Source organism: Curtobacterium sp. MMLR14_006, from assembly GCF_001864985.1.
Lineage (GTDB): Bacteria > Actinomycetota > Actinomycetes > Actinomycetales > Microbacteriaceae > Curtobacterium.
Window position 1 is genome coordinate 337,799 of record NZ_MJGU01000023.1, and the last position, 22,961, is coordinate 360,759.

The 22,961-nt window shown below is 72.6% G+C and carries 21 protein-coding genes and 3 tRNA genes; 18 read left to right on the plus strand and 6 right to left on the minus strand.

All coding sequences use genetic code 11. From position 1 onward, the window contains the following. The first annotated feature begins 6 nt into the window (after nucleotides 1-6). The 3 genes from BIU94_RS13465 to ccsB are packed head-to-tail and all read left to right on the plus strand — an operon-like array spanning nucleotide 7 to nucleotide 3,411. Nucleotides 7-705, plus strand: a complete 699-nt coding sequence (locus tag BIU94_RS13465) for a cytochrome c biogenesis CcdA family protein (RefSeq protein ID WP_071262084.1) — start codon at nucleotides 7-9, stop codon at nucleotides 703-705. Beyond that, nucleotides 689-2,383, plus strand: a complete 1,695-nt coding sequence (locus tag BIU94_RS13470; protein ID WP_071261148.1) for a cytochrome c biogenesis protein ResB — start codon at nucleotides 689-691, stop codon at nucleotides 2,381-2,383. Before BIU94_RS13465 ends, BIU94_RS13470 begins: the two co-directional genes overlap by 17 nt. After that, nucleotides 2,380-3,411 carry a c-type cytochrome biogenesis protein CcsB gene (gene ccsB / locus BIU94_RS13475; RefSeq protein ID WP_254783004.1) on the plus strand — a complete coding sequence of 344 codons (1,032 nt, stop codon included), beginning with the start codon at nucleotides 2,380-2,382 and terminating at the stop codon, nucleotides 3,409-3,411. The genes BIU94_RS13470 and ccsB overlap by 4 nt, the downstream gene beginning before the upstream one ends. Nucleotides 3,412-3,878: 467 nt before the next feature. Here ccsB and BIU94_RS13480 read toward each other — a convergent pair whose 3' ends face one another. Next, on the minus strand, nucleotides 3,879-4,859 hold the full coding sequence (locus tag BIU94_RS13480) for an o-succinylbenzoate synthase (protein WP_254783003.1): 981 nt from the start codon (nucleotides 4,857-4,859) through the stop codon (nucleotides 3,879-3,881). A gap of 133 nt (nucleotides 4,860-4,992) precedes the next feature. Here BIU94_RS13480 and BIU94_RS13485 point away from each other — a divergent pair, with 133 nt between their 5' ends. The 4 genes from BIU94_RS13485 to BIU94_RS13500 are packed head-to-tail and all read left to right on the plus strand — an operon-like array spanning nucleotide 4,993 to nucleotide 8,677. Beyond that, nucleotides 4,993-5,529: a hypothetical protein gene (locus BIU94_RS13485; RefSeq protein ID WP_139196064.1), complete on the plus strand. Its 537-nt coding sequence runs from the start codon at nucleotides 4,993-4,995 to the stop codon at nucleotides 5,527-5,529. A 49-nt stretch (nucleotides 5,530-5,578) separates the two neighbouring features. Then, nucleotides 5,579-6,508 carry a 1,4-dihydroxy-2-naphthoyl-CoA synthase gene (locus BIU94_RS13490; protein WP_071261151.1) on the plus strand — a complete coding sequence of 310 codons (930 nt, stop codon included), beginning with the start codon at nucleotides 5,579-5,581 and terminating at the stop codon, nucleotides 6,506-6,508. Further along, nucleotides 6,508-7,638 (plus strand): AMP-binding protein, encoded by a 1,131-nt coding sequence (locus BIU94_RS13495; RefSeq protein WP_071261153.1) that lies wholly within the window; start codon nucleotides 6,508-6,510, stop codon nucleotides 7,636-7,638. The genes BIU94_RS13490 and BIU94_RS13495 overlap by 1 nt, the downstream gene beginning before the upstream one ends. 37 nt (nucleotides 7,639-7,675) lie before the next feature. Beyond that, nucleotides 7,676-8,677, plus strand: a complete 1,002-nt coding sequence (locus BIU94_RS13500) for a 1,4-dihydroxy-2-naphthoate polyprenyltransferase (RefSeq protein ID WP_071261155.1) — start codon at nucleotides 7,676-7,678, stop codon at nucleotides 8,675-8,677. A gap of 27 nt (nucleotides 8,678-8,704) precedes the next feature. Here BIU94_RS13500 and BIU94_RS13505 read toward each other — a convergent pair whose 3' ends face one another. Beyond that, nucleotides 8,705-9,040 (minus strand): DUF4229 domain-containing protein, encoded by a 336-nt coding sequence (locus BIU94_RS13505; RefSeq protein WP_071261157.1) that lies wholly within the window; start codon nucleotides 9,038-9,040, stop codon nucleotides 8,705-8,707. Nucleotides 9,041-9,104: 64 nt separating this feature from the next. Here BIU94_RS13505 and BIU94_RS13510 point away from each other — a divergent pair, with 64 nt between their 5' ends. Together BIU94_RS13510 and menD are read left to right on the plus strand one after the other, a co-directional pair. After that, the gene (locus tag BIU94_RS13510; RefSeq protein WP_071261159.1) at nucleotides 9,105-9,464 is read left to right on the plus strand and encodes a PLDc N-terminal domain-containing protein; all 360 of its coding nucleotides are present in this window, start codon (nucleotides 9,105-9,107) and stop codon (nucleotides 9,462-9,464) included. Between the two features lie 49 nt (nucleotides 9,465-9,513). After that, entirely contained in the window at nucleotides 9,514-11,205 is a 1,692-nt protein-coding gene (menD, locus tag BIU94_RS13515) for a 2-succinyl-5-enolpyruvyl-6-hydroxy-3-cyclohexene-1-carboxylic-acid synthase (RefSeq protein WP_368086424.1), read from the plus strand. Between the two features lie 240 nt (nucleotides 11,206-11,445). Here menD and BIU94_RS13520 read toward each other — a convergent pair whose 3' ends face one another. Further along, nucleotides 11,446-12,705 carry an isochorismate synthase MenF gene (locus BIU94_RS13520; protein ID WP_071262098.1) on the minus strand — a complete coding sequence of 420 codons (1,260 nt, stop codon included), beginning with the start codon at nucleotides 12,703-12,705 and terminating at the stop codon, nucleotides 11,446-11,448. 207 nt (nucleotides 12,706-12,912) lie between these two features. On the opposite strand from BIU94_RS13520, the gene BIU94_RS13525 reads away from it, so the two are divergent. The 4 genes from BIU94_RS13525 (at nucleotide 12,913) to BIU94_RS13540 (ending at nucleotide 17,380) form a co-directional block, all read left to right on the plus strand. Next, entirely contained in the window at nucleotides 12,913-13,701 is a 789-nt protein-coding gene (locus BIU94_RS13525) for a demethylmenaquinone methyltransferase (protein ID WP_071261161.1), read from the plus strand. A 31-nt stretch (nucleotides 13,702-13,732) separates the two neighbouring features. Then, complete coding sequence (locus tag BIU94_RS13530) at nucleotides 13,733-14,809, plus strand: polyprenyl synthetase family protein (RefSeq protein ID WP_071261163.1); 1,077 nt, start codon at nucleotides 13,733-13,735, stop codon at nucleotides 14,807-14,809. 79 nt (nucleotides 14,810-14,888) lie between these two features. After that, nucleotides 14,889-16,259 carry an FAD-dependent oxidoreductase gene (locus BIU94_RS13535; RefSeq protein WP_071261165.1) on the plus strand — a complete coding sequence of 457 codons (1,371 nt, stop codon included), beginning with the start codon at nucleotides 14,889-14,891 and terminating at the stop codon, nucleotides 16,257-16,259. A gap of 5 nt (nucleotides 16,260-16,264) precedes the next feature. Then, nucleotides 16,265-17,380, plus strand: coding sequence for a heparan-alpha-glucosaminide N-acetyltransferase domain-containing protein (locus BIU94_RS13540; RefSeq protein WP_071261167.1), 1,116 nt, complete (start codon nucleotides 16,265-16,267; stop codon nucleotides 17,378-17,380). Nucleotides 17,381-17,783: 403 nt separating this feature from the next. Here the strand turns inward: BIU94_RS13540 and cls are convergent, their stop codons facing one another. Together cls and BIU94_RS13550 are read right to left on the minus strand one after the other, a co-directional pair. Next, on the minus strand, nucleotides 17,784-19,244 hold the full coding sequence (cls, locus tag BIU94_RS13545) for a cardiolipin synthase (protein ID WP_071261169.1): 1,461 nt from the start codon (nucleotides 19,242-19,244) through the stop codon (nucleotides 17,784-17,786). A gap of 37 nt (nucleotides 19,245-19,281) precedes the next feature. Further along, complete coding sequence (locus tag BIU94_RS13550) at nucleotides 19,282-19,770, minus strand: YajQ family cyclic di-GMP-binding protein (RefSeq protein ID WP_071261171.1); 489 nt, start codon at nucleotides 19,768-19,770, stop codon at nucleotides 19,282-19,284. A 136-nt stretch (nucleotides 19,771-19,906) separates the two neighbouring features. On the opposite strand from BIU94_RS13550, the gene BIU94_RS13555 reads away from it, so the two are divergent. The 5 genes from BIU94_RS13555 to BIU94_RS13575 all read left to right on the plus strand — a co-directional run bounded on the left by BIU94_RS13555 (nucleotide 19,907) and on the right by BIU94_RS13575 (nucleotide 22,439). After that, a tRNA-Tyr gene (locus BIU94_RS13555) sits at nucleotides 19,907-19,991 on the plus strand. Nucleotides 19,992-20,048: 57 nt separating this feature from the next. Further along, nucleotides 20,049-20,870, plus strand: a complete 822-nt coding sequence (locus tag BIU94_RS13560; protein ID WP_071261173.1) for an inositol monophosphatase family protein — start codon at nucleotides 20,049-20,051, stop codon at nucleotides 20,868-20,870. A 143-nt stretch (nucleotides 20,871-21,013) separates the two neighbouring features. Continuing rightward, nucleotides 21,014-22,168: a M23 family metallopeptidase gene (locus tag BIU94_RS13565; protein ID WP_071261175.1), complete on the plus strand. Its 1,155-nt coding sequence runs from the start codon at nucleotides 21,014-21,016 to the stop codon at nucleotides 22,166-22,168. A gap of 93 nt (nucleotides 22,169-22,261) precedes the next feature. Then, nucleotides 22,262-22,333: transfer RNA gene (locus BIU94_RS13570), tRNA-Thr, on the plus strand. 32 nt (nucleotides 22,334-22,365) lie between these two features. Further along, a tRNA-Met gene (locus BIU94_RS13575) sits at nucleotides 22,366-22,439 on the plus strand. Between the two features lie 122 nt (nucleotides 22,440-22,561). Here the strand turns inward: BIU94_RS13575 and BIU94_RS13580 are convergent. Then, complete coding sequence (locus BIU94_RS13580; RefSeq protein WP_071261177.1) at nucleotides 22,562-22,948, minus strand: hypothetical protein; 387 nt, start codon at nucleotides 22,946-22,948, stop codon at nucleotides 22,562-22,564. Nucleotides 22,949-22,961 lie beyond the last annotated feature (13 nt).

A 22,961-nucleotide genomic window follows, 5' to 3' on the forward strand; every position in this document is an offset into this window, starting at 1 on the left:
GGGCAGATGGCCGTGGCGCTGCCCGTGGCCGCGCTCGCCGGTCTCGTGTCGTTCCTGTCGCCGTGCGTGCTCCCGCTCGTGCCGGGCTACCTCGGGTACGTCGGTGGCGTGGCCGAGGGCGGGCAGCGGCGGGGGCGCGTCGTGCTCGGCGTGCTGCTCTTCATCCTCGGCTTCACGGCGGTCTTCGTCGCCTACACGACCGTGTTCGGCGCGCTCGGCTTCTGGCTCGTCCGCTGGCGCGACCTCATCACGCAGGTCCTCGGCGTCGTGGTGATCGCGATGGGGCTCGTCTTCGTCGGTCGCTTCACCTTCATGCAGCGCACGATCAAGCCCGGCTGGACACCCGCCACCGGTCTGGTCGGCGCCCCGCTGCTCGGCATCGTCTTCGGCCTCGGCTGGACCCCGTGCCTCGGTCCGACGCTGGCGGCCATCAACCTGCTCAGCGTGCAGTCCGGCAGCGCCTGGCAGGGCATGTGGCTCGGGGTGGCCTACTGCCTGGGGCTCGGCATCCCCTTCCTGCTCGTCGCCCTCGGCGCGGGGTGGGCCACCGGCGCCGTGCGTGCCGTGAAGCGCCACATGCGCACCGTCAACATCATCGGAGGAGCGATCCTGATCGTCATCGGTCTGCTCATGGTCACCGGCATCTGGTCGGCCATCATGTCGAGCGTCGGGGCGGTGATCCAGAGCTATGTCCCCGCGATCTGACGACGGCACCGACCTCGTGGCCGACCCGCAGCGGCCGTCCGACCACGTCGACGGCTCCGGCCCGGGTGACTCCGAGATCGTCCAGCCGAAGCTCGGTCTGGTCGGGTCTCTCCGCTTCGCCTGGCGTCAGCTCACGAGCATGCGCACCGCGCTCTTCCTGCTCATGCTGCTCGCGCTCGCGGCGATCCCGGGCTCGCTCGTGCCGCAGCGCACCGCCGACCCGAACGGCGTCGTGCAGTACAAGACCGAGCACGCGACGCTCTACCCGATCCTCGACAAGCTGCAGGTCTTCGACACCTACACGTCGGTGTGGTTCTCCGCGATCTACCTGCTGCTGTTCGTCTCGCTCATCGGGTGCATCCTGCCCCGGACGAAGCACCACTGGCAGGCGCTCCGGACGCGACCGCCCCGCACGCCCGCGCGCCTGACGCGCCTGGCGGGCTTCCGGTCGGTGGCGGTGGAACCGGACACGGTGGCGGGCGACGCCGGGACGACGGACGCGGCCACGGGCCTCCCGTCCGTCGACCACGCCGTGACGCGCGCGATGGCGATCCTCAAGCGGTCCGGCTACCGGGTGGAGCGCTTCGGGGACTCGGTCAGCGCGGAGCGCGGCTACCTGCGCGAGACGGGCAACCTCGTGTTCCACGCGGCGCTCGTCGGCGTGCTCCTCGCCGTCGGTGTCGGCGGCGGGTTCGGCTACACCGGGCAGCGGCTGCTCGTCGAGGGGCAGACCTTCTCGAACGTCCTCGGCTCGTACGACTCGTTCAACCCGGGGCGCTGGTTCCACCAGTCCGACCTGCAGGGCTACAACCTGACGCTCGACAAGTTCACGACGACGTACGAGGAGAAGAACCTCGACGCCCTCGGGCAGGCGCTCGACTACTCCGCCACCGTCACCACCCGCGAGCAGGGCGGCGAGGCCGCGACCAAGCGGCTCGGCGTGAACAGCCCGCTGCACGTCGGCGGGACGAACGTCTACCTGCTCGGCAACGGGTACGCGATGTCCGTCACGGTGCGCGACGGCAAGGGCGACGTCGCCTTCCAGGACGTCGTGCCCTTCCTGCCGGAGGACTCCAACTACACCTCGGTCGGCGTCATCAAGGTGCCGGACTCGGTACCGGACCAGCTCGGCATGCAGGGGTTCTTCTACCCGACGGCGACGAAGCAGGCCTCCGGCGCCTTCAGGAGCGCCTACCCGGACGCCCAGAACCCGCTGCTGAGCCTGCAGGTCTACACCGGCGACCTCGGCCTCGACAGCGGTGTGCCGCAGAGCGTCTACACGCTCGACACCGGCGGCCTGCAGCAGATCGCCGGCCGTCAGTCGGACGCGCCCTCGATCATGCTGAAGCCCGGCCAGACGAAGCAGCTGCCCGACGGTGCCGGGTCGATCACCTTCGACGGCGTGAAGCGGTACGTCTCGCTCGACGTGCACCACGACCCGTCCTCGGTGTGGGTCGCCGGCTTCGCCCTGCTCTCCACGCTCGGCCTGCTCACGTCGCTGTTCGTGCCGCGCCGCCGCGTGTGGGTGAAGGCGGTGCCCCGGACGGGCGCCGAGCACGGCGAGTACGACCTCGAGTACGCCGGCCTGGCCCGCGGCGAGGACCCGAACCTCGAGCGTGCCGTCGCGGACCTCGCACACCGCCACCTGTCGGACCTCGGCGTTAGGATGCCCCAGTGAGCGACTTGACCACGAACCTGGCGACCTACTCGGTCGTGCTGACGTACTCCGCGATGTCGGTCTACGTCATCGCGTTCATCTCGTTCGCGCTGGACATGGCGAAACGATCGGGCGAGGTCGCGGCCGCTGCGAAGGCGGTCGGTACCGACGGTGCCGACGACACGGCGACCACCACGGCCGCCCGGTCCGGCAAGACCGTCGCCACCGTCCGCGGCGGCACGGTCGTCCTCGAGCAGGTCACTGCTCCGCCCGCGAACGGCAGCGGTGCGTCCGGCCGCGGCACGACGTTCGAGCGGGTCGGGATGGCGATGACCGTCCTCGCGCTCGTGCTGCACGTCGGAGCGGTGGTGCTGCGCGGGATCGCGGCCGACCGTGTGCCGTGGGGCAACATGTTCGAGTTCTCGCTGACGGGCACGGCGCTCATCACGCTGATCTTCCTGCTCGTGCAGTTCTGGCAGAACCTGAAGTTCCTCGGCGTCTTCATCAGCGGGCTGACGATCATCCTGCTCGGCATCGCGACGGTGAACTACTACGTCCCCGTCCGGCCGCTCGTGCCGGCGCTGACGTCCTACTGGCTCGTCATCCACGTGTTCGTCGCCATCGCCGGCACCGGGTTCTTCGCCCTCGGCGCGGGCCTCGCGATCGCACAGCTCGTGCAGACCTACCGGCAGGGCCGCTCGGCCGAGCAGAAGCTCCGCTTCATGGCGACGCTGCCGAACGCCGACCGGCTCGAGGTCCTGACCTACCGCGTCCTGCTCGTCGGCTTCGTGCTCTGGACCTTCACGCTCATCGCCGGTGCGATCTGGGCGCAGAGCGCCTGGGGCCGTTACTGGGGCTGGGACACGAAGGAGGTCTGGACCTTCATCATCTGGGTCATCTACGCTGGCTACATCCACGCCCGCGCGACCCGCGGCTGGCGGGGCGCCCGGTCCTCGTGGCTCGCCCTGATCGGCTTCGCCGCGGTCATGTTCAACTTCTCCGTGGTCAACGTCTTCTTCAAGGGGCTGCACAGCTACTCCGGTCTGTGAGTCGCCGGGTCCGCTGACGGGGCCGGGTCGCCACCACGACCGGACGGGAGGCACGGTGCCAGCTGGCACCGTGCCTCCCGTCCGTCGTCCGGCCCGATCCGCGCAGGTGCCGGCCCCGTCCGGACCGTTGGCGCGCAGTCGCTCGGCGGAGCGCCGAGGTCGCACGATCTGCCGCTCCGGGCGTCGCCGAGCGGCCGGACGTGCGACCTGGGCGGACGCGAGCGGCGTGTCGTGCGACCGCGGCGCGCGCGATCGGCTCGGTCGGCGGGGCACCGGCCGGCCGGCCGCCCGGCCACCCGCCGGCCGGCCGGCTGCCCCTCGAGGCCGCGCGATCTGCCGCTCCGTCCGCCGCCGAGCGGCCGGACGTGCGACCCCGGCGGACGCGAGCGGCGCGTCGTGCGACCCCGGCCGAGCGCGATCGGCCCGCGCGGCCGCCCGCCCGGCCACCCGCCGCTCGGCTGCCGCGCCTACGCGTCCGCGAGCACCGCGTGCACGCGCTCGAGCCGTGCCTGCCACCACGCCGTGCGCTCGGGCGAGGCCGCGTTCCGCTCGAGCAGGTCACGGGACACCGCGGCGCGGCGCACCGGCACCCGGCCGTCAACGGGCAGCAGGGGCTCGGTCGTGACGTCGGTGTCGAACATCGCGGCCGTGCCGAGCCCGGCGGCGTAGCCCGGCGACATCGCGGCGGCCGCGAGGAACGCCCCCATGCCGAGCCCGACCGACGTGTCGAGTGCACTGGACACCACGCAGGGCAGCCCGGCCTCGGCGACCAGGGAGCGGGCAGCGGTGATGCCGCCGAGCGGTTGCGCCTTGACCACGAGCACGTCCGCGGCACCGGCCCGGGCGACCGCGAGCGGGTCGGAGGCACGGCGGACGCTCTCGTCGGCGGCGATCCGGACGCCGAGCCCGGCGGTGCGGGAGCGGAGTTCGGCGAGCTCCGGCACGGTGCCGCACGGCTGCTCGGCGTACTGCAGGTCGTAGGGGGCGAGCCGCTCCAGGGCGGCGGTGGCCCGGTCGACGCTCCAGAGCCCGTTGGCGTCGACCCGCACCGTGGCCGAGGGACCCATCACCCGGCGGACCTCGGCGACCCGGGCGACGTCGTCGTCGAGCGTGGTGCCGGGTTCGGCGACCTTGACCTTCGCGGTCGTGCAGCCCGGGTAGCGCGCGAGCAGGTCGGCGACGGCACCGGGGGCGATCGCCGGGACGGTCGCGTTCACCGGCACCGACTCGGCGGCGGCGGCGTGGTCGGTCCAGCCGAAGTCGATCGCGGCCCGGAGCCAGGACGCGGCCTCGGCGTCGTCGTACTCGACGAAGGGCGAGAACTCGGTCCAGCCGGCCGGCCCGCGGAGCACCAGGGCCTCGCGGGTGGTGATGCCGCGGAACCGGACGCGCATGGGCAGGGCGACGACGTGCGCATCGGCGAGGAGGTCGGCGAGGTCGGGGAGCACGTCGCCATCATCCCAGTCCGGACGCCGTCCAGCCCACCCGCCGGTTCCTCGGAGCCGACCGCCAGGGCAGGGCACTAGCATGCACCGGTCGGCCCAGGTCGACGGTGGAACGAACCGGAACGAGGGAGGCTCGGTGGCGCCGGATCCGCAGCAGCGTGCGTCGACACCGCGCTCGTCGAACTCGCGCTCGTCGAACCCGCGACCGACCGGCTCGTCGCGACCGGAGACCGGGCGAGCGCCCGCCCCGTCGGTCGCCCGCAACCCCGGCGCCCGCGGAGCCGCCGCGAAGGCCCCGGGCCGCGACCCCGACGAGTTCTCGCGCCTGCTCCAGCAGAACACCGTCGACGTCCGGCACACCGCCGACCGTCGTCGCCGCAACCCGGTCGTCGGCAAGATCGCCCTCGGCCTCGCGGTGGTGTCGGCAGCGGTCGACGCCAGCGCGTTCGCGGTCTTCATGGGCGGCGACACGAACTTCGCGTTCGGCATCTGCTTCGTCGTCGTGTTCCTCACCCTCATCGCCGCCGTGCTCGGCTTCGTCGCCGCCGTCGGGTCCTTCGGCCGGTGGTACGGAGCGGTCGGGGTCGTCGTGGCGTTCTTCGCGAACCCCGTGATCCTCATCGTGATCCTGGTGTTCGTGGCCCCCGAGGTCCTCACCGACATGGGCGGCTGACCCGCACCGACCGCGACGCCCGCCCGTGCCGCGGCGGTACGTTGGGAGCATGGCTGCCCCCGTCTCCGACCTGTTCGATCCCGCCGTCTGGGCCGAGGCCCCGATCGCCGAGCACTTCACGGACATCACGTACCACAAGCACGTCTCGAAGGGCATCGTCCGCGTCGCGTTCGACCGCCCCGAGGTGCGCAACGCGTTCCGCCCGCGCACGGTCGACGAGCTGTACCGGGCCCTCGACGACGCCCGTCAGGACCCCCGCGTCGGCGTCGTCCTGCTCACCGGCAACGGCCCGAGCCCGAAGGACGGCGGCTGGGCGTTCTGCTCCGGCGGCGACCAGCGCATCCGTGGCCGGAGCGGCTACCAGTACGTCGGCGACGAGGGCGCACCGCCCGAGGGCGTCGACCCCGCCGCGGCGCAGGCGTCGATGGGCCGACTGCACATCCTCGAGGTGCAGCGCCTGATCCGCATGATGCCGAAGGTCGTCATCGCCGTGGTCCCCGGGTGGGCGGCGGGCGGCGGGCACTCGCTGCACGCCATCTGCGACCTGACCATCGCGAGCGCCGAGCACGGCAGGTTCAAGCAGACCGACGCCGACGTCGGCTCGTTCGACGGCGGGTACGGCAGCGCGTACTACGCGAAGCAGATCGGTCAGAAGCTCGCGCGCGAGGTCTTCTTCCTCGCCGAGGAGTACTCGGCGCAGCGCGCGTACGAGATGGGCGCGGTGAACAAGGTCGTGCCGCACGCGGACCTCGAACGCGAGGCCGTCCGCTGGGGCGAGACCATCCTCGGCAAGTCACCGACGGCGATCCGGATGCTCAAGTACGCCTTCAACGCGGTCGACGACGGCATGGTCGGCCAGCAGGTCTTCGCCGGCGAGGCGACCCGCCTGGCCTACGGCACCGACGAGGCCGTCGAGGGGCGCGACTCCTTCCTCGAGAAGCGCGCGCCCGAGTGGACCGCGTTCCCCTGGCACTACTGATGCCCCGTCCGCTGGTCGCGCTCGGCACGTCGGATCCGCTGGTCGTGCTCCGCGGCCTGGAGGCTGCCCTCGCCGGCGGCCCCGCACTGCTCCCCGTCGCGCCGGACGCCCCGGCGCTGCCGAGCCCGCCACCGGCCGACGTCCGACAGGGGGTCGCCCTGGTCGTCGAGACGAGCGGGTCCACCGGCACCGGCAAGCGCGTGGCGCTCTCGTCCGAGGCCCTGCTCGCCGGTGCCGCGGCAGCGGACGCCGCACTGGGCGGCCCCGGCGGCTGGGTGCTCGCGCTGCCGACCCACTACATCGCCGGCCTCAACGTGCTGACCCGGTCGATCACCGCCGGGACCGAACCCGCGGTCGTCCCGCCGGGGCACTTCGACGCGGCGGCGTTCGCGGACGCCGCCGACCGGCTCGTCACGGGGCCGGCCGCCCCGCGCCGGTACACGTCGCTCGTGCCCGTCCAGCTCGCCCGGGTGCTCGACGACGAGCGTGCGACGGCGGCCCTCGCCGGCTTCGACGCGGTGCTCGTGGGCGGACAGGCCACCCCGGCGGCGCTCCGGGAACGGGCGCTCGGGGCCGGGGTCCGCGTCGTGACCACGTACGGGGCGAGCGAGACGAGCGGTGGCTGCGTGTACGACGGCACGCCGCTCGGCACCGTGCGGACCGCGCTCGACGACGGCGAGCTGCTGCTGTCCGGTCCGATGCTGGCCGAGGGGTACCTCGACGACGACCGCCGGACGGCCGCGGCCTTCGTCGAGCGCGACAACGCCCGCTGGTACCGGACGGGGGACGCCGCGACGCTCGACGACGGCCGCGTCCAGGTCCTCGGTCGACTCGACGACGTCGTCATCTCCGGCGGCGAGAAGGTCCAGCTCGGCGCGGTGGAACGACTCGTGCGGGACCTGCCCGGGCAGGACGGCGCGGTCGTCACGCGGCGGTCGTCGGGGGAGTGGGGCGAGGTCCCGGTCGTCGTGACGGAGCGCCCGCTCGACCTCGACACCGTGCGCGAGCACGTCGGGTCCGCCCTCGGCCGCGCTGCCCGACCGACCGCCGTCGTCCTGGTGGAGCGGATGCCGATGCTCCCGACCGGCAAACCCGACCGACGCGCGGTCCAGGCCCTCGCGTCCGATTGACGGCGACCCCGGCGCCGCCGGGTCGCGGATAGGATCGATGGTTGTGGCACGAACGAAGAACGCGACCCAGAAGAAGGGCCGGTCCGGCAACCCGGCGAAGGCCGCTGCCCCCCAGCGAGCGAGGGGCGGCGCGACGGCTCGCGACTGGATCGGCGGCGCCCGCCTCCGCACCCTGACGCTCGGCGTGGTGCCGGTGGTGCTCGGCACCACAGTCGCGTTCGTCGACAGCACGACCCCCGGTGACTTCGGCTCGTGGATCGGGCAGGACGGGCACCTCACGATCGCCTTGCTCGCCCTGGCGGTCGCACTGTTCCTGCAGATCGGCGTGAACTACAGCAACGACTACTCGGACGGCGTCCGGGGCACCGACGAGTTCCGCGTCGGACCGGCCCGCCTGACCGGTGCCGGGATGGCGAAGCCGCGGACGGTCCTCACCGTCGCCCTGACCTTCTTCGGGCTCGCGGCCGTCGCCGGACTGGTCATCGTCGTCCTCACCCAGCTGTGGTGGCTGCTGCTCGTCGGTGCCGCCGCGATCGTCGCGGCGTGGTTCTACACCGGCGGCAAGAAGCCCTACGGGTACAACGCCCTCGGTGAGGTCTTCGTGTTCGTCTTCTTCGGACTCGTCGCCGTCCTCGGCACGCAGTTCGTCCTCATCGAGCAGGTGACGGTCAGCGGGTGGGCGGCCGCGGTCGCGGCCGGGTTCTTCGCCTGCGCCGTGCTCATGGTGAACAACATCCGCGACATCGACGAGGACACCGCGGCCGGCAAGCGCACGCTCGCGGTCGTGGTCGGCCGACCGGTCGCCCGCGTGCTCTACGGCCTGTTCCTGATGCTGCCGTACGTGGTGCTGCTCTGGTTCGTGCTGCTCTACTTCCGCAGCGGGTTCACGTACTTCTCGCTGCTGCTGGCCCTGCCGGCACTCGTGATCGGGGTGACCTCGCGCAAGCCCCGGGAACTCATCACGGCGCTGCAGCTCTCATCGTTCGCGTCGCTCGTCTTCGGTGTCGTGCTCGGCATCACCCTGGCCGTCCAGCCCTGAGCGGCGCGGCCGGCCGCGCCTGACGGGTCAGCGCGCGCCGTCGTCCTTGCGCGCCGCGTGCCGGTCGGCGTCGGAGACCGGACGCACCTCGGGCGCGAACCGCTGGTCGGCGGCCGAGGCGTCGACGACGCCGTCCTCGAAGTCGGAGTCCGCGTCGGCGGCCGGCGCGGTGCGGCGGTTCGCCAGGCTCGTCGCGACCTGCGTGCGGAGCCGCGCCAGCGCGATGTAGGAGACGAGCAGCCCGACGAGCGCGGCGACGATCGTCGCCCAGTACCACGGCATCGGGGTCAGCGCGAGGAGCAGCACCAGGGCTGCCGCGAAGATGCCGAGCCGGGCGAGGGTGTACAGGAGCCACGCTTTCACGCGGCAAGTCTACGGACGGTCGGCGGGCAGGACGATCACAGGGTCGGCTCCTAGACTCGCCGGCATGGTCCGACTGTGGTTGATCGTCGCCGTGGCAGCCGTCGCCTTCACGGTGTACGCGGCCATCGACTGCGCCACCATGCCCCGTGAGCGCATCCGCTCCCTGCGGCGCGGCATCTGGATCCTCCTCGTGATCGTCCTCCCCGTGCTCGGCGGACTGCTCTGGTTCCTGCTCGGCCGCGCACCGGCGACCGACCCCGGCACCGGGCGCCGGTACCGTGGACCGGAAGACGACCCGGACTTCCTCGGCGGCACGCCTGCGCCGGGCTCCACCCTCACGGACAAGGACCAGGACGACGCCACCCTCCGAGACCTCGAAGACCAGTTCCACGACCGCGACGACGACGGCCGCGCCGATCGCTGACGGCCCCGTCGGGTCGGGCAGCCCGGCGACCGACGCCGCGCTGGCGCTGCTGCAGGAACTCGCCCGCGCCGGCGTGACCGACGTCGTCGTCAGCCCGGGTTCGCGCTCCCAGGCGCTCGCCCTGGCCGCCGTCGCCCTCGAGCGTGCCGGCGGCATCTCCGTGCACGTGCGGCTCGACGAGCGCACCGCAGGGTTCTTCGCCCTCGGCCTCGCGGTCGAGAGCAACCGGCCGGCCGCGGTCGTGACGACGTCGGGCACGGCCGTCGCGAACCTGCACCCCGCCGTGCTCGAGGCGCACCACTCGGGCGTCCCGATGATCGTGCTCAGCGCCGACCGTCCCGACGAGCTCCGGGGGATCGGCAGCAACCAGACCACCGTCCAGCCCGGGATCTTCGGCCCGGCCGTGCCGTTCGTCCGCGACGTCGAGGCCCCGTCCGCGCACGGACTCGACGAGTCCGCGCGCACCGCGCTGCGCACCCTCGCGCGACAGGCCGTGGCGGCCGCCGCCGGACACACCGGACAGCCGGGTCCGGCGCAGCTCAACGTGGCCTTCCGCGAACCGCTCTCCGCCGGGCTCCCGGACGAGGGCGTCGACGGCGTCCCCGACGACGAGGTCGACCTGGCACACGCCACCCGTCGTGCACACACCGGCCTGCCCGTCGCGGACCTCATGCCCGACGACGAGCCGGCCACCGTGGTGATCGCCGGGCACGACGCCGGCGAGGACGCCGAGCGCATCGCGTGGGAGCTCGGTGCGCCGCTGCTCGCCGAGGTGTCCAGCGGCGCGCGCTTCGGCCGGAACCTCGTCGTCACCTACCGCGAGCTGTTGCGCGACGCGGCGTTCGGCGGCGCGGTGCGCCGCGCCGTGGTGCTCGGGCACCCGACGCTCAGCCGCGAGGTCCCGGCACTCCTGCAGCGCGACGACGTGGAGACGATCGTGGTCCGCGGACACACGGCCGACCCGTTCGACCCGGCCCGTGCCTCCCGTCCGGACGCCGCGACCACCTTCGTGTCCGACGTCCGCGTGACGGGCCGCACCCGGCCGGAGCACCGTGCGTGGGTCGGCCGGTGGGTCGGCGCGAGCCGACGGGTGCTCGGAGACGGCGACGCCGGCCCGGACCTCGACGCGAAGCGCTCGGCCGACCGCGCCGAGCGGAACAAGTTCCTCCGTGACGAGGTCGCACTCCGTCGCCGACCGGTCGACCGGGTGATGCTCGCCGAGGCCGTCTGGGGGGTGACGTGGCCGCACGACCGGCTCGTCCTCGGCGCCTCGCAGCTCATCCGCGAGGCCGACGCCCGCGTGCTCGGCAAGAAGATCCGGGTGCACGCGAACCGCGGCCTCGCCGGCATCGACGGGACCGTCTCGACCGCGCTCGGCATCGCGGCGGCGCTCGAGCGGTCCTCGGTGTCGGTCGGCACCACACGCGTGCTGCTCGGCGACCTGACGCTGCTGCACGATCTCGGCGCGTTCGTCACCGGCACCGAGGAACCGACGCACCGGGTGCAGGTCGTCGTCGGCAACGACCACGGCGGCGCGATCTTCCGCGGGCTCGAGGTCGCGAAGACCACGCCGGACGCCGACATGCGACGGATGATGTCGACGCCGCAGCACGTCGACGTCGAACGGGTCGTCACCGGACTCGGGTGGGAGTACCGCCGGGCAGCGACCTGGGGCGACCTGGAGCGCGTGCTCACCGACCCCGCCGAACGCGTGGTGATCGAGGTCCCGCTGGTCGACTGACCGGCGACGCCCGGCGGAGTGTCGCACCGTCACTGCGCGCCCGGGTGCGCTCCGGCAGCACCGCGCCCGCTCACAGCCGTCGCGCCCCGGTGCGTCGGGGCGCGACGGCCGTACCGGGGCGCGGACCGCACGCGGCCTCTGCCCGAGCGGCGGTCCACGCGGGCCGTGGCGTCTCGCCCGGCCGCACCGCCTCGGGCCGCGGCCGACGTGACGGGCGTGCGCCGCGCCTCCCGGCCGTCGTCAGGCCAGGGCGTCGGCGATCGGGCGGAACTTCAGGGCGGTCTCGGCGACCTCGCGCGCCGGGTCGGACCCGGCGACGATCCCGGCGCCGGCCCACGCGCGCACCGTGCCGTCGTCGTCGATGCGGGCGCTCCGCAGGGCGAGCATCCACTCGCCGTCACCGGTCGCGCTCATCCAGCCGACGGGCCCGGCGTACCGCCCGCGGCCGACGCCCTCGAGCTCGGCGACCAGGCGCACGGCGACGTCGGTCGGCGTGCCGGCGACCGCGGCCGTCGGGTGCAGGGCGTCCGCCACGTCGAGCGAGGTCGTGTCCGGCGGCAGCGTCGCCTGCACGTCGGTCGCCAGGTGCCACAGGTTCGGCAGCTGCAGCCGGAACGGCTCGGCATCGGCCCGGAGGTCGGTCGCGAGCGGCCGGAGCGCCGCGAGCAGGCTGTCGATCGCGAAGGCGTGCTCCTCGACGTCCTTCGCGCTCGACGCGAGGGCCTCGGCCGCGGCGCGGTCGGAGACCTCGTCGTCGCCGCGCGCCGCGCTGCCGGCGAGCACCCGGGCGGTCAGCCGGGTGCCGTCCGTCCGCGCGAGGGTCTCCGGCGTCGCCCCGACGAGCCCGTCGACGGCGAACACGACGCACTGCGGGTAGGACGCCGCGAGGTCGAGGAGCACCGCACGCCGGTCGGCGCCGTCGGGCAGGGTGCCGACCAGGTCGCGCGCGAGCACGACCTTCTGCGCCTCGCCGGCGACGATCCGGTGGACGGCCTCGTCGACGGCGGCGGCGTACGCGGCCTCGTCGGTGTGTCCGGCCCGCAACGCGACGGACACGTGCGGTCCGACGAGGGGGACGGGCACCGAGGTGCGCGAGAACGCGAGCGGCTCGGCGCCGGCGGTCGTGTCGATCGCGGTGAGCCAGGCCTTGCCCCGGCGACGGCCGATGACGACGCGCGGCACGATGAGCACGCTCTCCTCTGCGGAGTCGTCGGCGAAGGCGAACGACCCGAACGCCACCAGGCCGGAGCCGCGCAGCTGCACCGGGTCGTCCACGGTCGCGGACGCGACGACGGCGCGCCAGGCGGCCGCCGCATCGCGCATCCGGTCCGGGCCGGTGAAGGTGAACCGGAGCGCCTCGCCGATGCCGACGATGCCGTCGCCGTTCCGGACGAAGGCGAGCGGACGGTCGCGGAGGGTGTGTCGGAGGACGGCGCCCGGGTCGTCGAGGATCCGGGTCGAGACCGTCAGCGGGGGCGCCGCCGTGGTGGTTCGGGTCACGGGTCCGATGCTACGCGCGGACGGCGACAGGCCCGTGCGCCGTCGGCGACGGGGCCGTGCGCGGTCGGTGACCGGGCCGTACGCGGTCGGTGACGGGGCCGTGCACGGGCGGTGTCCCGGCTCCGCGACCGCCCGACGTCCCGCGCGCACCGCCCGGGTCGCTGCGAGTCCGGTGAACGTCCGGCCGGGACCTCTAGGATCGTTGGTGTGAGCAGAGCGGACCTGAACAAGCGGCCGGACGAGGTGGCGGCGATGTTCGACGACGTCGCGGCCAAGTACGACCTCACGAACGACATCCTGTCGGCGGGCAACGCCCCGCTGTGGCGCGTCGCGACGGTCCGGGCGATCGACCCGCAACCCGGCGAGAAGGTGCTGGACATCGCGGCCGGCACCGGCACGAGCGCCGCTGCCTTCGCGAAGAAGGGTGCCGAGGTCACCGCACTCGACCTGTCGGCCGGCATGATCGCCGTCGGGCGTGAGCGTCACCCCGAGATCACCTTCGTCGAGGGCGACGCCGAGCGCCTGCCGTTCGACGACGACACCTTCGACGCCGTCACGATCTCGTTCGGCCTGCGCAACGTCAACGACCCGAAGCAGGCGCTCGCCGAGATGCTCCGGGTCCTCAAGCCCGGTGGCCGCGTCGTCATCTGCGAGTTCTCGACGCCGCCGCGTGCGCTGCTGCGCGTCGGCTACGGCACCTACCTCAAGCGGGTGCTCCCCGGCATCGCCCGGCTGTCGAGCAGCAACCCGGCCGCCTACCGCTACCTCGCCGAGTCCATCGACGCTTGGCCCGACCAGCAGGTCCTGACCCAGTGGCTGCGCGGCGTCGGGTTCTCCGTGGTCGCCTACCGCAACCTCACCGCCGGCATCGTCGCACTGCACCGTGGGCGGAAGCCCGTGGCCGACACGGTCCGCGAGTCGGCAGCACGACGCGCGAAGGCGCGCCGCGACCACCAGGCCACCGGCGAGCAGCCGCGCGTCGACCCCGCCGACTGACCGGTCCGACCACCCGAAGACGGAGCAGCACTTGAACCCGAGCGTCCCGGTCGCACGTCGTGCACCGAGCCTGCGCGCCTCGCTGGGCATCGGCGAGCGGTTGTTCGCCACGCCCGCCGACCGCCGCTTCATCGCGGCCGTCGACGACGGACTCGAACTCGTCGAACAGGGCCTCGAGGACGCCATGCGCTCCACCGACACCCTGGCAGACACCACCAGCCGTTACCTGTTGTCGGCCGGCGGCAAGCGCATCCGTCCGACGCTGACGCTCCTCATCGCGCAGCTCGGCGACGGCGTGACCGACGCCGTGGTGAAGGCCGCCGTCAGCATCGAGACGACCCACCTCGCGTCGCTCTACCACGACGACGTGATGGACGAGGCACCCGTCCGCCGCGGTGTGCCCGCCGCACAGATCACCTACGGCAACAACGTCGCGATCCTGACCGGCGACCTGCTCTTCGCCCGCGCCAGCCTCATCACGGCCGACCTCGGCACCGAGGGCATCCGGATGCAGGCGGAGACCTTCCAGCGTCTCTGCATGGGCCAGCTGCACGAGACCACGGGGCCGCAGCCCGACGACGACCCGGTGCAGCACTACATCCAGGTGCTCAGCGACAAGACCGGTTCGCTCATCGCCACCGCGGCGCGCGCCGGAGTGATGTTCTCCGGCGCGGACCGCTCGTACCTCGACGCGGTCGGCACCTTCGGCGAGAAGGTCGGCGTCGCCTTCCAGCTCGTCGACGACGTCATCGACCTCGCGCCCGCCACCGACAAGACGGGCAAGATCGCCGGCAACGACCTGCGCGCCGGCGTCGACACGCTGCCGCTGCTGCAGCTCCGCCGGCTCGCCGCCACGGACCCGTCCGCGCACGACCTGGTCGAGCGCATCGACCGTGACGTCAACGGCGCCCCGGACGACGCCGTCGGCTCGGAGCCGTACCAGTCCGCCGTCGCCGCGCTCCGCGAGCACGAGGCCACCGCGGCGACGCGCGCGGTCGCCGTGGCCTGGGCGCACGAAGCCGTCGACGCGCTCGCCCCGCTGCCGGACGGCACGGTGAAGAAGGCGCTGACCCGCTTCGCCGAGTCCGTCGTCGACCGCAGCCGCTGAACACCGTCCGCGTCGGCACCGCACGGTGGCCGAGCGGACGCACCCGGGAACCCCCACCCGAACGAACTGGAGACGAACAGTGCCCACCCTCCGACTCGCCATCGTCGGCGCCGGCCCCGCCGGCATCTACGCCGCGGACATCCTGCTGCGCGAAGCCCGCGGCCACGACGTGTCGATCGACCTGTTCGAGCAGCTCCCCGCCCCCTACGGCCTGGTCCGGTACGGCGTCGCCCCGGACCACCCGCGCATCAAGGGCATCATCAACGCCCTCCGCGACGTGCTGGACAGCGGCGTCGTCCGGCTGTTCGGCAACGTCCGGTACGGCGAGGACATCACCCTCGACGACCTCAAGAAGCACTACAACGCGGTCGTGTTCTCGACGGGTGCGATCAAGGACGCCGACCTCGACATCCCCGGGGTCGACCTCGAGGGCTCGTACGGCGCAGCCGACTTCGTCAGCTGGTTCGACGGCCACCCCGACGTCCCGCGCACCTGGCCCCTGACGGCCGAGAGCGTCGCGGTGATCGGCGTGGGCAACGTGGCCCTCGACGTCTCCCGCATGCTCGCGAAGCACGCCGACGACCTGCTGCCCACCGAGATCCCGGACAACGTCTACCAGGGCCTCAAGGCGAGCCCGGTCACCGACGTGCACGTCTTCGGCCGCCGCGGCCCGGCGCAGGTCAAGTTCACGCCGCTCGAACTCCGCGAGCTCGGCGAGGTCCGCGACGTCGACATGATCGTCTACGACGAGGACTTCGACCACGACGAGGCGTCGAAGACCGCGATCGCGACGAACAAACAGGTCATGGTGATCAACCGCGTGCTCGAGCAGTGGCGCACGCGCGAGACCGGGCAGGCGAGCCGGCGGCTGCACCTGCACTTCTACGCGAAGCCCGTCGAGTTCGTCGGCGAGGACGGCACGCTGACGGCCATCCGGTACGAGCGCACGCGGCCGAACGGCCAGGGCGGCGTCGAGGGCACCGGCGAGATCCGCGAGATCCCGATCCAGGCCGCGTACCGCGCCGTCGGGTACTTCGGTTCCCCGCTGCCCGACGTGCCGTTCGACGAGCGTCACGGCGTCATCCCGAACCACGAGGGCCAGGTCCTCGACGACGACAACCAGCAGATCCCCGGTGTCTACGCGACCGGCTGGATCAAGCGCGGTCCGGTCGGCCTCATCGGGCACACGAAGTCCGACGCGATGGAGACCGTGCAGCACATCGTCACGGACCAGGCGAGCTGGTGGACGCCGGAGGACCCCTCCGACGAGGCGATCCCGGCCCTGCTGCGCTCGCGCGGCGTCGAGTACACGGACCTCGACGGCTGGCACCACCTCGACACCCACGAGCAGGCACTCGGCGCTGCCGAGGGTCGCGAGCGGATCAAGGTCGTGCCGCGCGACGAGATGATCGACGTCTCGCTCGGTCGCGTCGACGTGCCGAGCAACTGACCACGATGACCGACACGCGCCCCGTCCCGCTCCGAGCGGTGCGGGGCGCGTCCGTCTCCGCCGTGCGGCTGCAGGGCGTCGACGTCGCCCGGGCGATCGCCCTGCTCGGCATGATGGCCGCGCACATCGGCGGCATCGCCGACGCGCTCGACTGGACGGACCCGGCCACGTGGTCCGCGGTCGCGCACGGCCGGCCCTCCACCCTGTTCGCGGTCCTCGCCGGGGTGTCGATCGGCCTGACGAGCGGCCGGACCGAACCGCCGGGACCCCCGACCATCGGACGGGTCCGCGCCCGGCTCGCGATCCGTGCGGTCGCGGTCGTCCTCATCGGCTTCGCACTCATGGCGCTCGACACCCCGGTCTACGTGATCCTGCCGACCTACGGTGCGCTGTTCCTGCTGGTGGTGCCGGTGCTCCGCCTCCGTCCGGCGGCACTGCTCGCCATCGCCGCCGTCTGCGCGCTGCTGTCACCCCTCGCCGCGCTGGCGATCGCCCCCGCCTACTCGGGCGCCGACATGATCGGCGTCCAACTCGGTCTGGTCTACCCCGTGGTCACGTTCCTGGCGTACGTCCTGGTCGGTCTCGCGGTCGCGCGCAGCGGCCTGGAGGCCCGGGGCCGGCAGGTCGCGCTCCTCGCGTCCGGCACGGTGGCCGCGGTCGCCGCCTCCGTCGCCGGTGCGCTCCTGGCGCCGCCCCCTCCCGACGCTGCGTGGGCGTTCCCCGGTGTGCCGTACGCGGGGGAGGGCTCCACGCCCGCCGAGGCCCTCGCGCAACTCTTCCTGTCGCCGCGCGACCACTCGTCGTCGATCGTCGACGTGGTCGGGACGACCGGTGTCGCGGTCGCGGTCATCGCCCTCTGCACCCTGGTGTTCGACGGGCACGGCCGTACCGCCGAGCGCATCGCGTTCCCGCTCGCCGCGGTCGGGTCGATGCCGCTGACGATCTACTCGGGGCACCTCGTCGTCATCGCGCTGCTACCCGAGTACCCGGAGTCCGGCGAGGCGTGGGGCTGGTTCGCCCTCGGTTCCGTGGTGTTCGCGATGCTCTGGCGTCGGTTCCTCGGGCGCGGCCCACTCGAGCGTGTGGTGGGTGCCCTGGCCAGCCTGGTCCCGGTGCGCTGACCCACCCGGTCGGCGCGGCAGCGGGCGGTGGACGTGAGCGGCTGCCGCGCTGGTGGTGGTCTGCCGGTCGGGTGCCGCGCCTCCCGGCTGTCCGCACGTTCCGTCCCATCGCGCGCGACGTGGAGAGAAGAATCGCGCATAGGGGGACGGAACTTCCGCCCTCCTACGCGCGGAAGACCTGACCACGCGCGGAACTGCACCCGCGCGCGGAACTGCACCCGCGCGTCACCCGCCCCCGCACGTTCCGTCCCATCGCGCGCGACGTGGAAAGAAGAATCGCGCGTAGGGGGACGGAACTTCCGCCCTCCTACGCGCGAAAGACCTGACCACGCGCGAAAGACCTGACTACGCGCGGAACTGCCACCCACGCGCGGAACTGCAACCACCGCGCGCTCCCGCGCCGCTACTGCAGCGCCGCCGTGAGCCGCGCGACGTTGTCGAGCACCTGCGAGCGGCGCGGCCGGTCGAGCCAGGCGTCGAGCGTCAGCTCGAAGCTGTGCTCCTTGTAGGCCTGCTGCACCTCGCGCAGCGCGTCGACGAAGCGGTGGCCGCGGACCATCACGGAGACCTCGAGGTTCAGGCTGAAGGACCGCATGTCCATGTTGCTCGAGCCGATGACCGAGACCTCGTCGTCGATCGTGAAGTGCTTCGCGTGCAGGATCGTCGGGGCGCGGTACAGCCAGATGCGGACACCGGCGCGCAGGAGCGCCTCGTAGTAGGACCGCTGCGCGTGCCAGGTCATCGCGTGGTCGCCGAGCTCGCCGACGAAGAGCTCGACCTCGACGCCGCGCTGCGCGGTCGTGGTGATCGCGTAGAGCATCGAGTCGTCCGGCACGAAGTACGGCGAGGTGATCGACACCTTCTCCTGCGCCGAGTACAGCAGCGCGTTGAACAGGCGCAGGTTGTTCTCGCCGTCGAAGCCGGGGCCGGACGGCACGACCTGGCAGTCGAGCGCGTCACCGCGGTCGGCGCGCTGCACGGGATCGCTCTCGCGCAGCAGCAGTTCGTCGGTCTCGCTGTACCAGTCGGTGACGAACAGGGCGTTGAGGCCGGCGACGACCGGGCCCTCGAACCGGGCGAACAGGTCCTTGTAGACCATGCCCTTCTCGATGTGCGACTTGAGGTCGTACGAGGCGTCGATCAGGTTCTGCGACCCGGTGAACGCCACCGAGCCGTCGATGACCATGATCTTCCGGTGGTTGCGCAGGTCGGGGCGCTGGAACTTCCCCTGCAGCGGCAGCAGCGGGAGCATGAGGTGCCACGCGATGCCGGCCTGGTCGAGGAACGCGAGCGTGTCCTTGTAGCCCGGGTAGCCGCGGCTGGCCCAGTGGTCGAGCAGGAACCGGACGGTGACGCCGCGGGCCTGCGCCCGGGCGAGGGCGTCGAAGAACGGGCGCGTGGTGTCGTCGAGGGTGGCGATGTAGAACTCGACGTGCACGAACCGTCGGGACTGGTCGATCGCCCGGGTCATCTCGGCGATGGACTCCACCGAGTCCGGGTAGAGCTCCGCGGAGTTGCCGCCGACGAGCGGCATGGCACCGAGCTCCCGGTTCAGCCGGGTGACCCCTTCGAGCCAACCCGGCCACGGGTGGTCACGGCGGACCCGCTCGATGCCCTCGGTCTGCTCGAGGATGTACGCGTTGATCTCGGTCTGCTTCTCGCGGCGGGCGCGGGGCAGTTTCGTCGACCCGATGACGAGGAAGACGATGAAGCCGATGTAGGGGATGAGGAAGATCGCGAGCAGCCATGCGGTCGCGGTCTGCGGCTTGCGGTTGATCGGGACGTAGATGATCGAGAAGACGCGGATCGCCAGGTCCAGCAGGACGAGCAGGACGGTGATCGCGACGGTGAGCCAGTGCTCCACGGGGTGCCGGTGTCGGTCGTCGTTCGGGCGCTGCGCGTCAGCGGAAGTTGATGTACTGCAGCGGCACGTCGAACTCTTCGCCCTTGAGGAGCTGGATCGTGTTCTGCAGGTCGTCGCGGCTCTTCGAGGAGACCCGGAGCTCGTCGCCCTGGATCTGGCTCTTCACGGTCTTCGGGGCGTTGGCCCGCAGGAACGCGCCGATCTTCTTCGCGACGTCCTGCTCGATGCCGTTCTTGAACTTCACCTCGATGCGGTACTCCTTGCCCGAGGGGTAGGGGTCGCCGGCGTCGAGGCTCTTCAGGCTGATGTTGCGCTTGATCGCCTTGCTCTGCAGGACGTCGAGGACGGCCTTCGCGCGCTCTTCCGAGTTCGCCTTGATGAGGACGTCCTCGCCGCTGAACGCGATCGACGCGTCGGCACCCTTGAAGTCGTACCGCTGTTCGATCTCCTTGGCGGCCTGGTTGAGGGCGTTCTCCGCCTCCATCTTGTCGACCTTGCTGACCACGTCGAAGGAACTGTCTGCCATGCGGGACAGCCTATCTGCGGACAGGAGGCCCGGTTCCAGCCCGTCGGATCGGCTCACGTGGTCACGACCACCGTCTCGGATCGGCTATGCTCTTGTGCGCGCCTTCGGTTGGTGATCACACCGGCTGGGTGCGCATGGCAAGTTACCCAAGCGGCCAAAGGGATCTGACTGTAAATCAGCCGGCGTAGCCTTCGGGGGTTCGAATCCCTCACTTGCCACCATCGGAACGGCCCCGTCCACTGCGGACGGGGCCGTTCGTGTTCCGGGAGGATGGGGGCATGTCCTCCGATCCCACACCGTCCTGGTTCGCCGACCTCGCCGAGTCGATCGCCGTCGAAGCGGCGAAGCTCGCTGCCCGACGACGCGCCGAGGGGGTGGAGGTCGCCGACCGGAAGTCGAGCATCGTCGACGTCGTCACCGCCGCGGACCGCGAGGTCGAGGCCCTCATCCGGGCGCGCATCGCCGCCGAGCGTCCGGACGACGCCTTCCACGGTGAGGAGTCCGGCTCCGCCACCGGGTCCTCGGGGTACACGTGGGTGGTCGACCCGATCGACGGCACCGTCAACTACCTCTACGGCAGCGCCGACCACGGCGTGAGCATCGGGGTGGTGCGCGGCGACCCGGACCCCACGACGTGGGAGCCGGTGGCCGGCGTCGTCGTCATGCCCGCGACCGGCACCGTGTTCCGCGCGGCCGTCGGCAGCGGCGCGACCCGCGACGGGGAGCGGCTGACCGTCGCCTCGCCCGCGTCCCTGGCCGAGACCCTCGTCGCGACGGGGTTCGGGTACACGGCCGACCGCCGCCGCGAGCAGGTCCGGGTCCTCGCCGGCCTCATCGGCGAGGTCCGGGACATCCGACGCGGGGGAGCGGCGTCGCTCGACTGCTGTGCGGTCGGCGAGGGTCGGGTGGACGCCTACTACGAGCGCGGCATCAACCCGTGGGACATGGCGGGCGGATCCGTCGTCGCGGCCGAGGCCGGCGCCGTGGTCCGGATCTGGGAGGCCGGCGACACGCGGTCCTTCCTCTTCGCGAGCCCCGCGGTCGCCGACGACCTCGAGGTCCTCCTCCGCCGTCTGGAGGCCGACGCCCTGGCCGACTGAGCCCGGGTCCCCAGGTCTGGGGGGCCGTCCTGGTCGTCCGGGTGATTGGCGGCGTGCGACGTCCTTTGCTAGCGTGCTCAGGTCCCGTTATCTGCTCGTTACCTCCGAGCGCATCTGCCCCGATCAGGATCGCCACCGCACACATGCCGCACTCCCCGCTCTCGCCCGCCGTCACCCCCGGTCCCGTCGACGCCGCCACCCCGGTCGTCCACCTGACCCGACGAGCCCGGATCGAGGCGGAGCGGGCAGCCGCGAAGGGAGCGGTCGCGATCGCCGACGACACGACGGCGCGGCCCGCGCACACCGTGTCCGATCGGCCTGCGGTGCAGGGCGCCGCCGCACCGACCACGCCGGCGGCCCCGGTGTCGCCGGTCGACCTGGCTCCGACCTCCCCGGCCGCGCCGGCACGTCCGGCGTCCCGGATCGCGACGCCGCCGGCACCCTCGTCGCCCGTCGTGGCCCCGGTGTCGTCGCCGTCGCGCCGTGGCACGGCGTCGCCCTCGGCCGCCCGGGGTGCCGGTCGCCGCGGGACCCGCCCCGTGCAGGTGGACCGTGCCACGCGGCACATCGCCGCGACCGCACCGTCGAACCGACTGGCGACAACCGGCTCGTCCTTCCGCCGGACCGCGTCGCGCGTGACCGCCGTCGGCGCCCTGCTCTTCGCCGCCGGGCTCGTCGTCTCCACCTCGCTGCCGGCGCAGGCACTGTGGGTGCCGGAGAGCGGTTCGACCGCGGCCCGGGCCAGCGCCGGTGCGACCCAGTCGCTCAACGTGGGCGACACCGCGGCCGGTTCGACGTCACGCGACCAGTACACGGTGTCGGACGTCACGCAGTACCAGCACGTCGACGCGTCGAGCTTCACGAACGACCCGGCCGGCTCCATCCAGTGGCCCTTCCTGACCGGCGTGCCGATCACCTCGGGCTTCGGCGGACGCCAGGTCGCGGGCTGCTCGTTCTGCTCGACGAACCACATGGGCGTCGACTTCGCGCCGGGAGAGGGCACCCCGATCCGGGTGATCGCCTCCGGCACGGTCATCAAGGTGCAGGCGAACGACGGCGGCTTCGGCAACGACGTCTGGGTGCAGCACGACGTCGACGGCAAGCAGTTCGTCAGCGTCTACGGCCACATGGAGGACAACTCCTTCCAGGTGGTCACGGGTCAGCAGGTCACCGTCGGTGACGTCCTCGGTCTCGTCGGCAGCACCGGCAACTCGACCGGCCCGCACCTGCACCTCGAGGTGCACGTCGACGGGGTCCCGGTGGACCCGCTGGCGTGGCTCGAGGCCAACGCGGACTAGGGGTCGCCGGCGCGGCACGCCCGGGCGTCACGCCCGGTTCCGGACCAGCGTCGGAGGTCTGCTATCCTCGTGTGGTGCCGTTCGCGGCACATCGCCCCGATAGCTCAGTGGTAGAGCACTTCCATGGTAAGGAAGGGGTCGTCAGTTCAATCCTGACTCGGGGCTCCGACCCGGTGCGCGTGTCGCTCCGGATCTCTGGCGGGGTAGCTCAGTTGGTTAGAGCACACGACTCATAATCGTGGGGTCGCGGGTTCAAGTCCCGCCCTCGCTACCGCAAGCCCGGCGATCTGCTCGCCGGGCTTTCGTCGTTCCCGGGGCGTGAGCGCAGCCGGAGCCGGTGCCGGTGTCTGGGCCCGGATGGCTGGCCTGGCTCGGGTCGGGGTCGCGCCGGCGTCAGTGGCGGCGGTCCGTCCGCCCGAGCAGGATCCCGGCGGCCCGCAGCGCGCGCTCGAGCCCGGTGGCCACCTCGTGCCACGCAGCCTGGCGTCGGCTCGCGCCGATGCTCCCGCCCGAGACGGCGGTCCCGTGCGCGGCACGGCGCAGCGTGATCGTCGTGGCGGTGCCCGTCACCGTGGTCGACACCTCGTACCGACGGAACTCGCGGGACGGGTGCACGAAGACGCCGAGCAGGATCGTCAGCAGACGGTTCCCGGTCGTCGCGGTGATCGTCCCGCCGGTGCGTTCGACCTGGTGGCCGGACCGCCGCAGCACGGCTCCGGCGACCTCCATCGCGGTGCTCCGGTCGCCCGTGTGCACGGCGAACTCGGTGACGGCGTCCATCGTCCCTCCCCAT

Coding starts and splice junctions, on each gene's coding strand:
- BIU94_RS13465 (WP_071262084.1), top strand. CDS start 7: ATGGCCGTGGCGCTGCCCGTGGCCGCGCTCGCCGGTCTCGTGTCGTTC.
- BIU94_RS13560 (WP_071261173.1), top strand. CDS start 20,049: ATGTCCTCCGATCCCACACCGTCCTGGTTCGCCGACCTCGCCGAGTCG.
- BIU94_RS13510 (WP_071261159.1), top strand. CDS start 9,105: ATGGTCCGACTGTGGTTGATCGTCGCCGTGGCAGCCGTCGCCTTCACG.
- BIU94_RS13470 (WP_071261148.1), top strand. CDS start 689: ATGTCCCCGCGATCTGACGACGGCACCGACCTCGTGGCCGACCCGCAG.
- BIU94_RS13565 (WP_071261175.1), top strand. CDS start 21,014: ATGCCGCACTCCCCGCTCTCGCCCGCCGTCACCCCCGGTCCCGTCGAC.
- BIU94_RS13490 (WP_071261151.1), top strand. CDS start 5,579: ATGGCTGCCCCCGTCTCCGACCTGTTCGATCCCGCCGTCTGGGCCGAG.
- BIU94_RS13495 (WP_071261153.1), top strand. CDS start 6,508: ATGCCCCGTCCGCTGGTCGCGCTCGGCACGTCGGATCCGCTGGTCGTG.
- BIU94_RS13540 (WP_071261167.1), top strand. CDS start 16,265: ATGACCGACACGCGCCCCGTCCCGCTCCGAGCGGTGCGGGGCGCGTCC.
- BIU94_RS13500 (WP_071261155.1), top strand. CDS start 7,676: ATGGTTGTGGCACGAACGAAGAACGCGACCCAGAAGAAGGGCCGGTCC.
- BIU94_RS13580 (WP_071261177.1), bottom strand. CDS start 22,948: ATGGACGCCGTCACCGAGTTCGCCGTGCACACGGGCGACCGGAGCACC.
- BIU94_RS13550 (WP_071261171.1), bottom strand. CDS start 19,770: ATGGCAGACAGTTCCTTCGACGTGGTCAGCAAGGTCGACAAGATGGAG.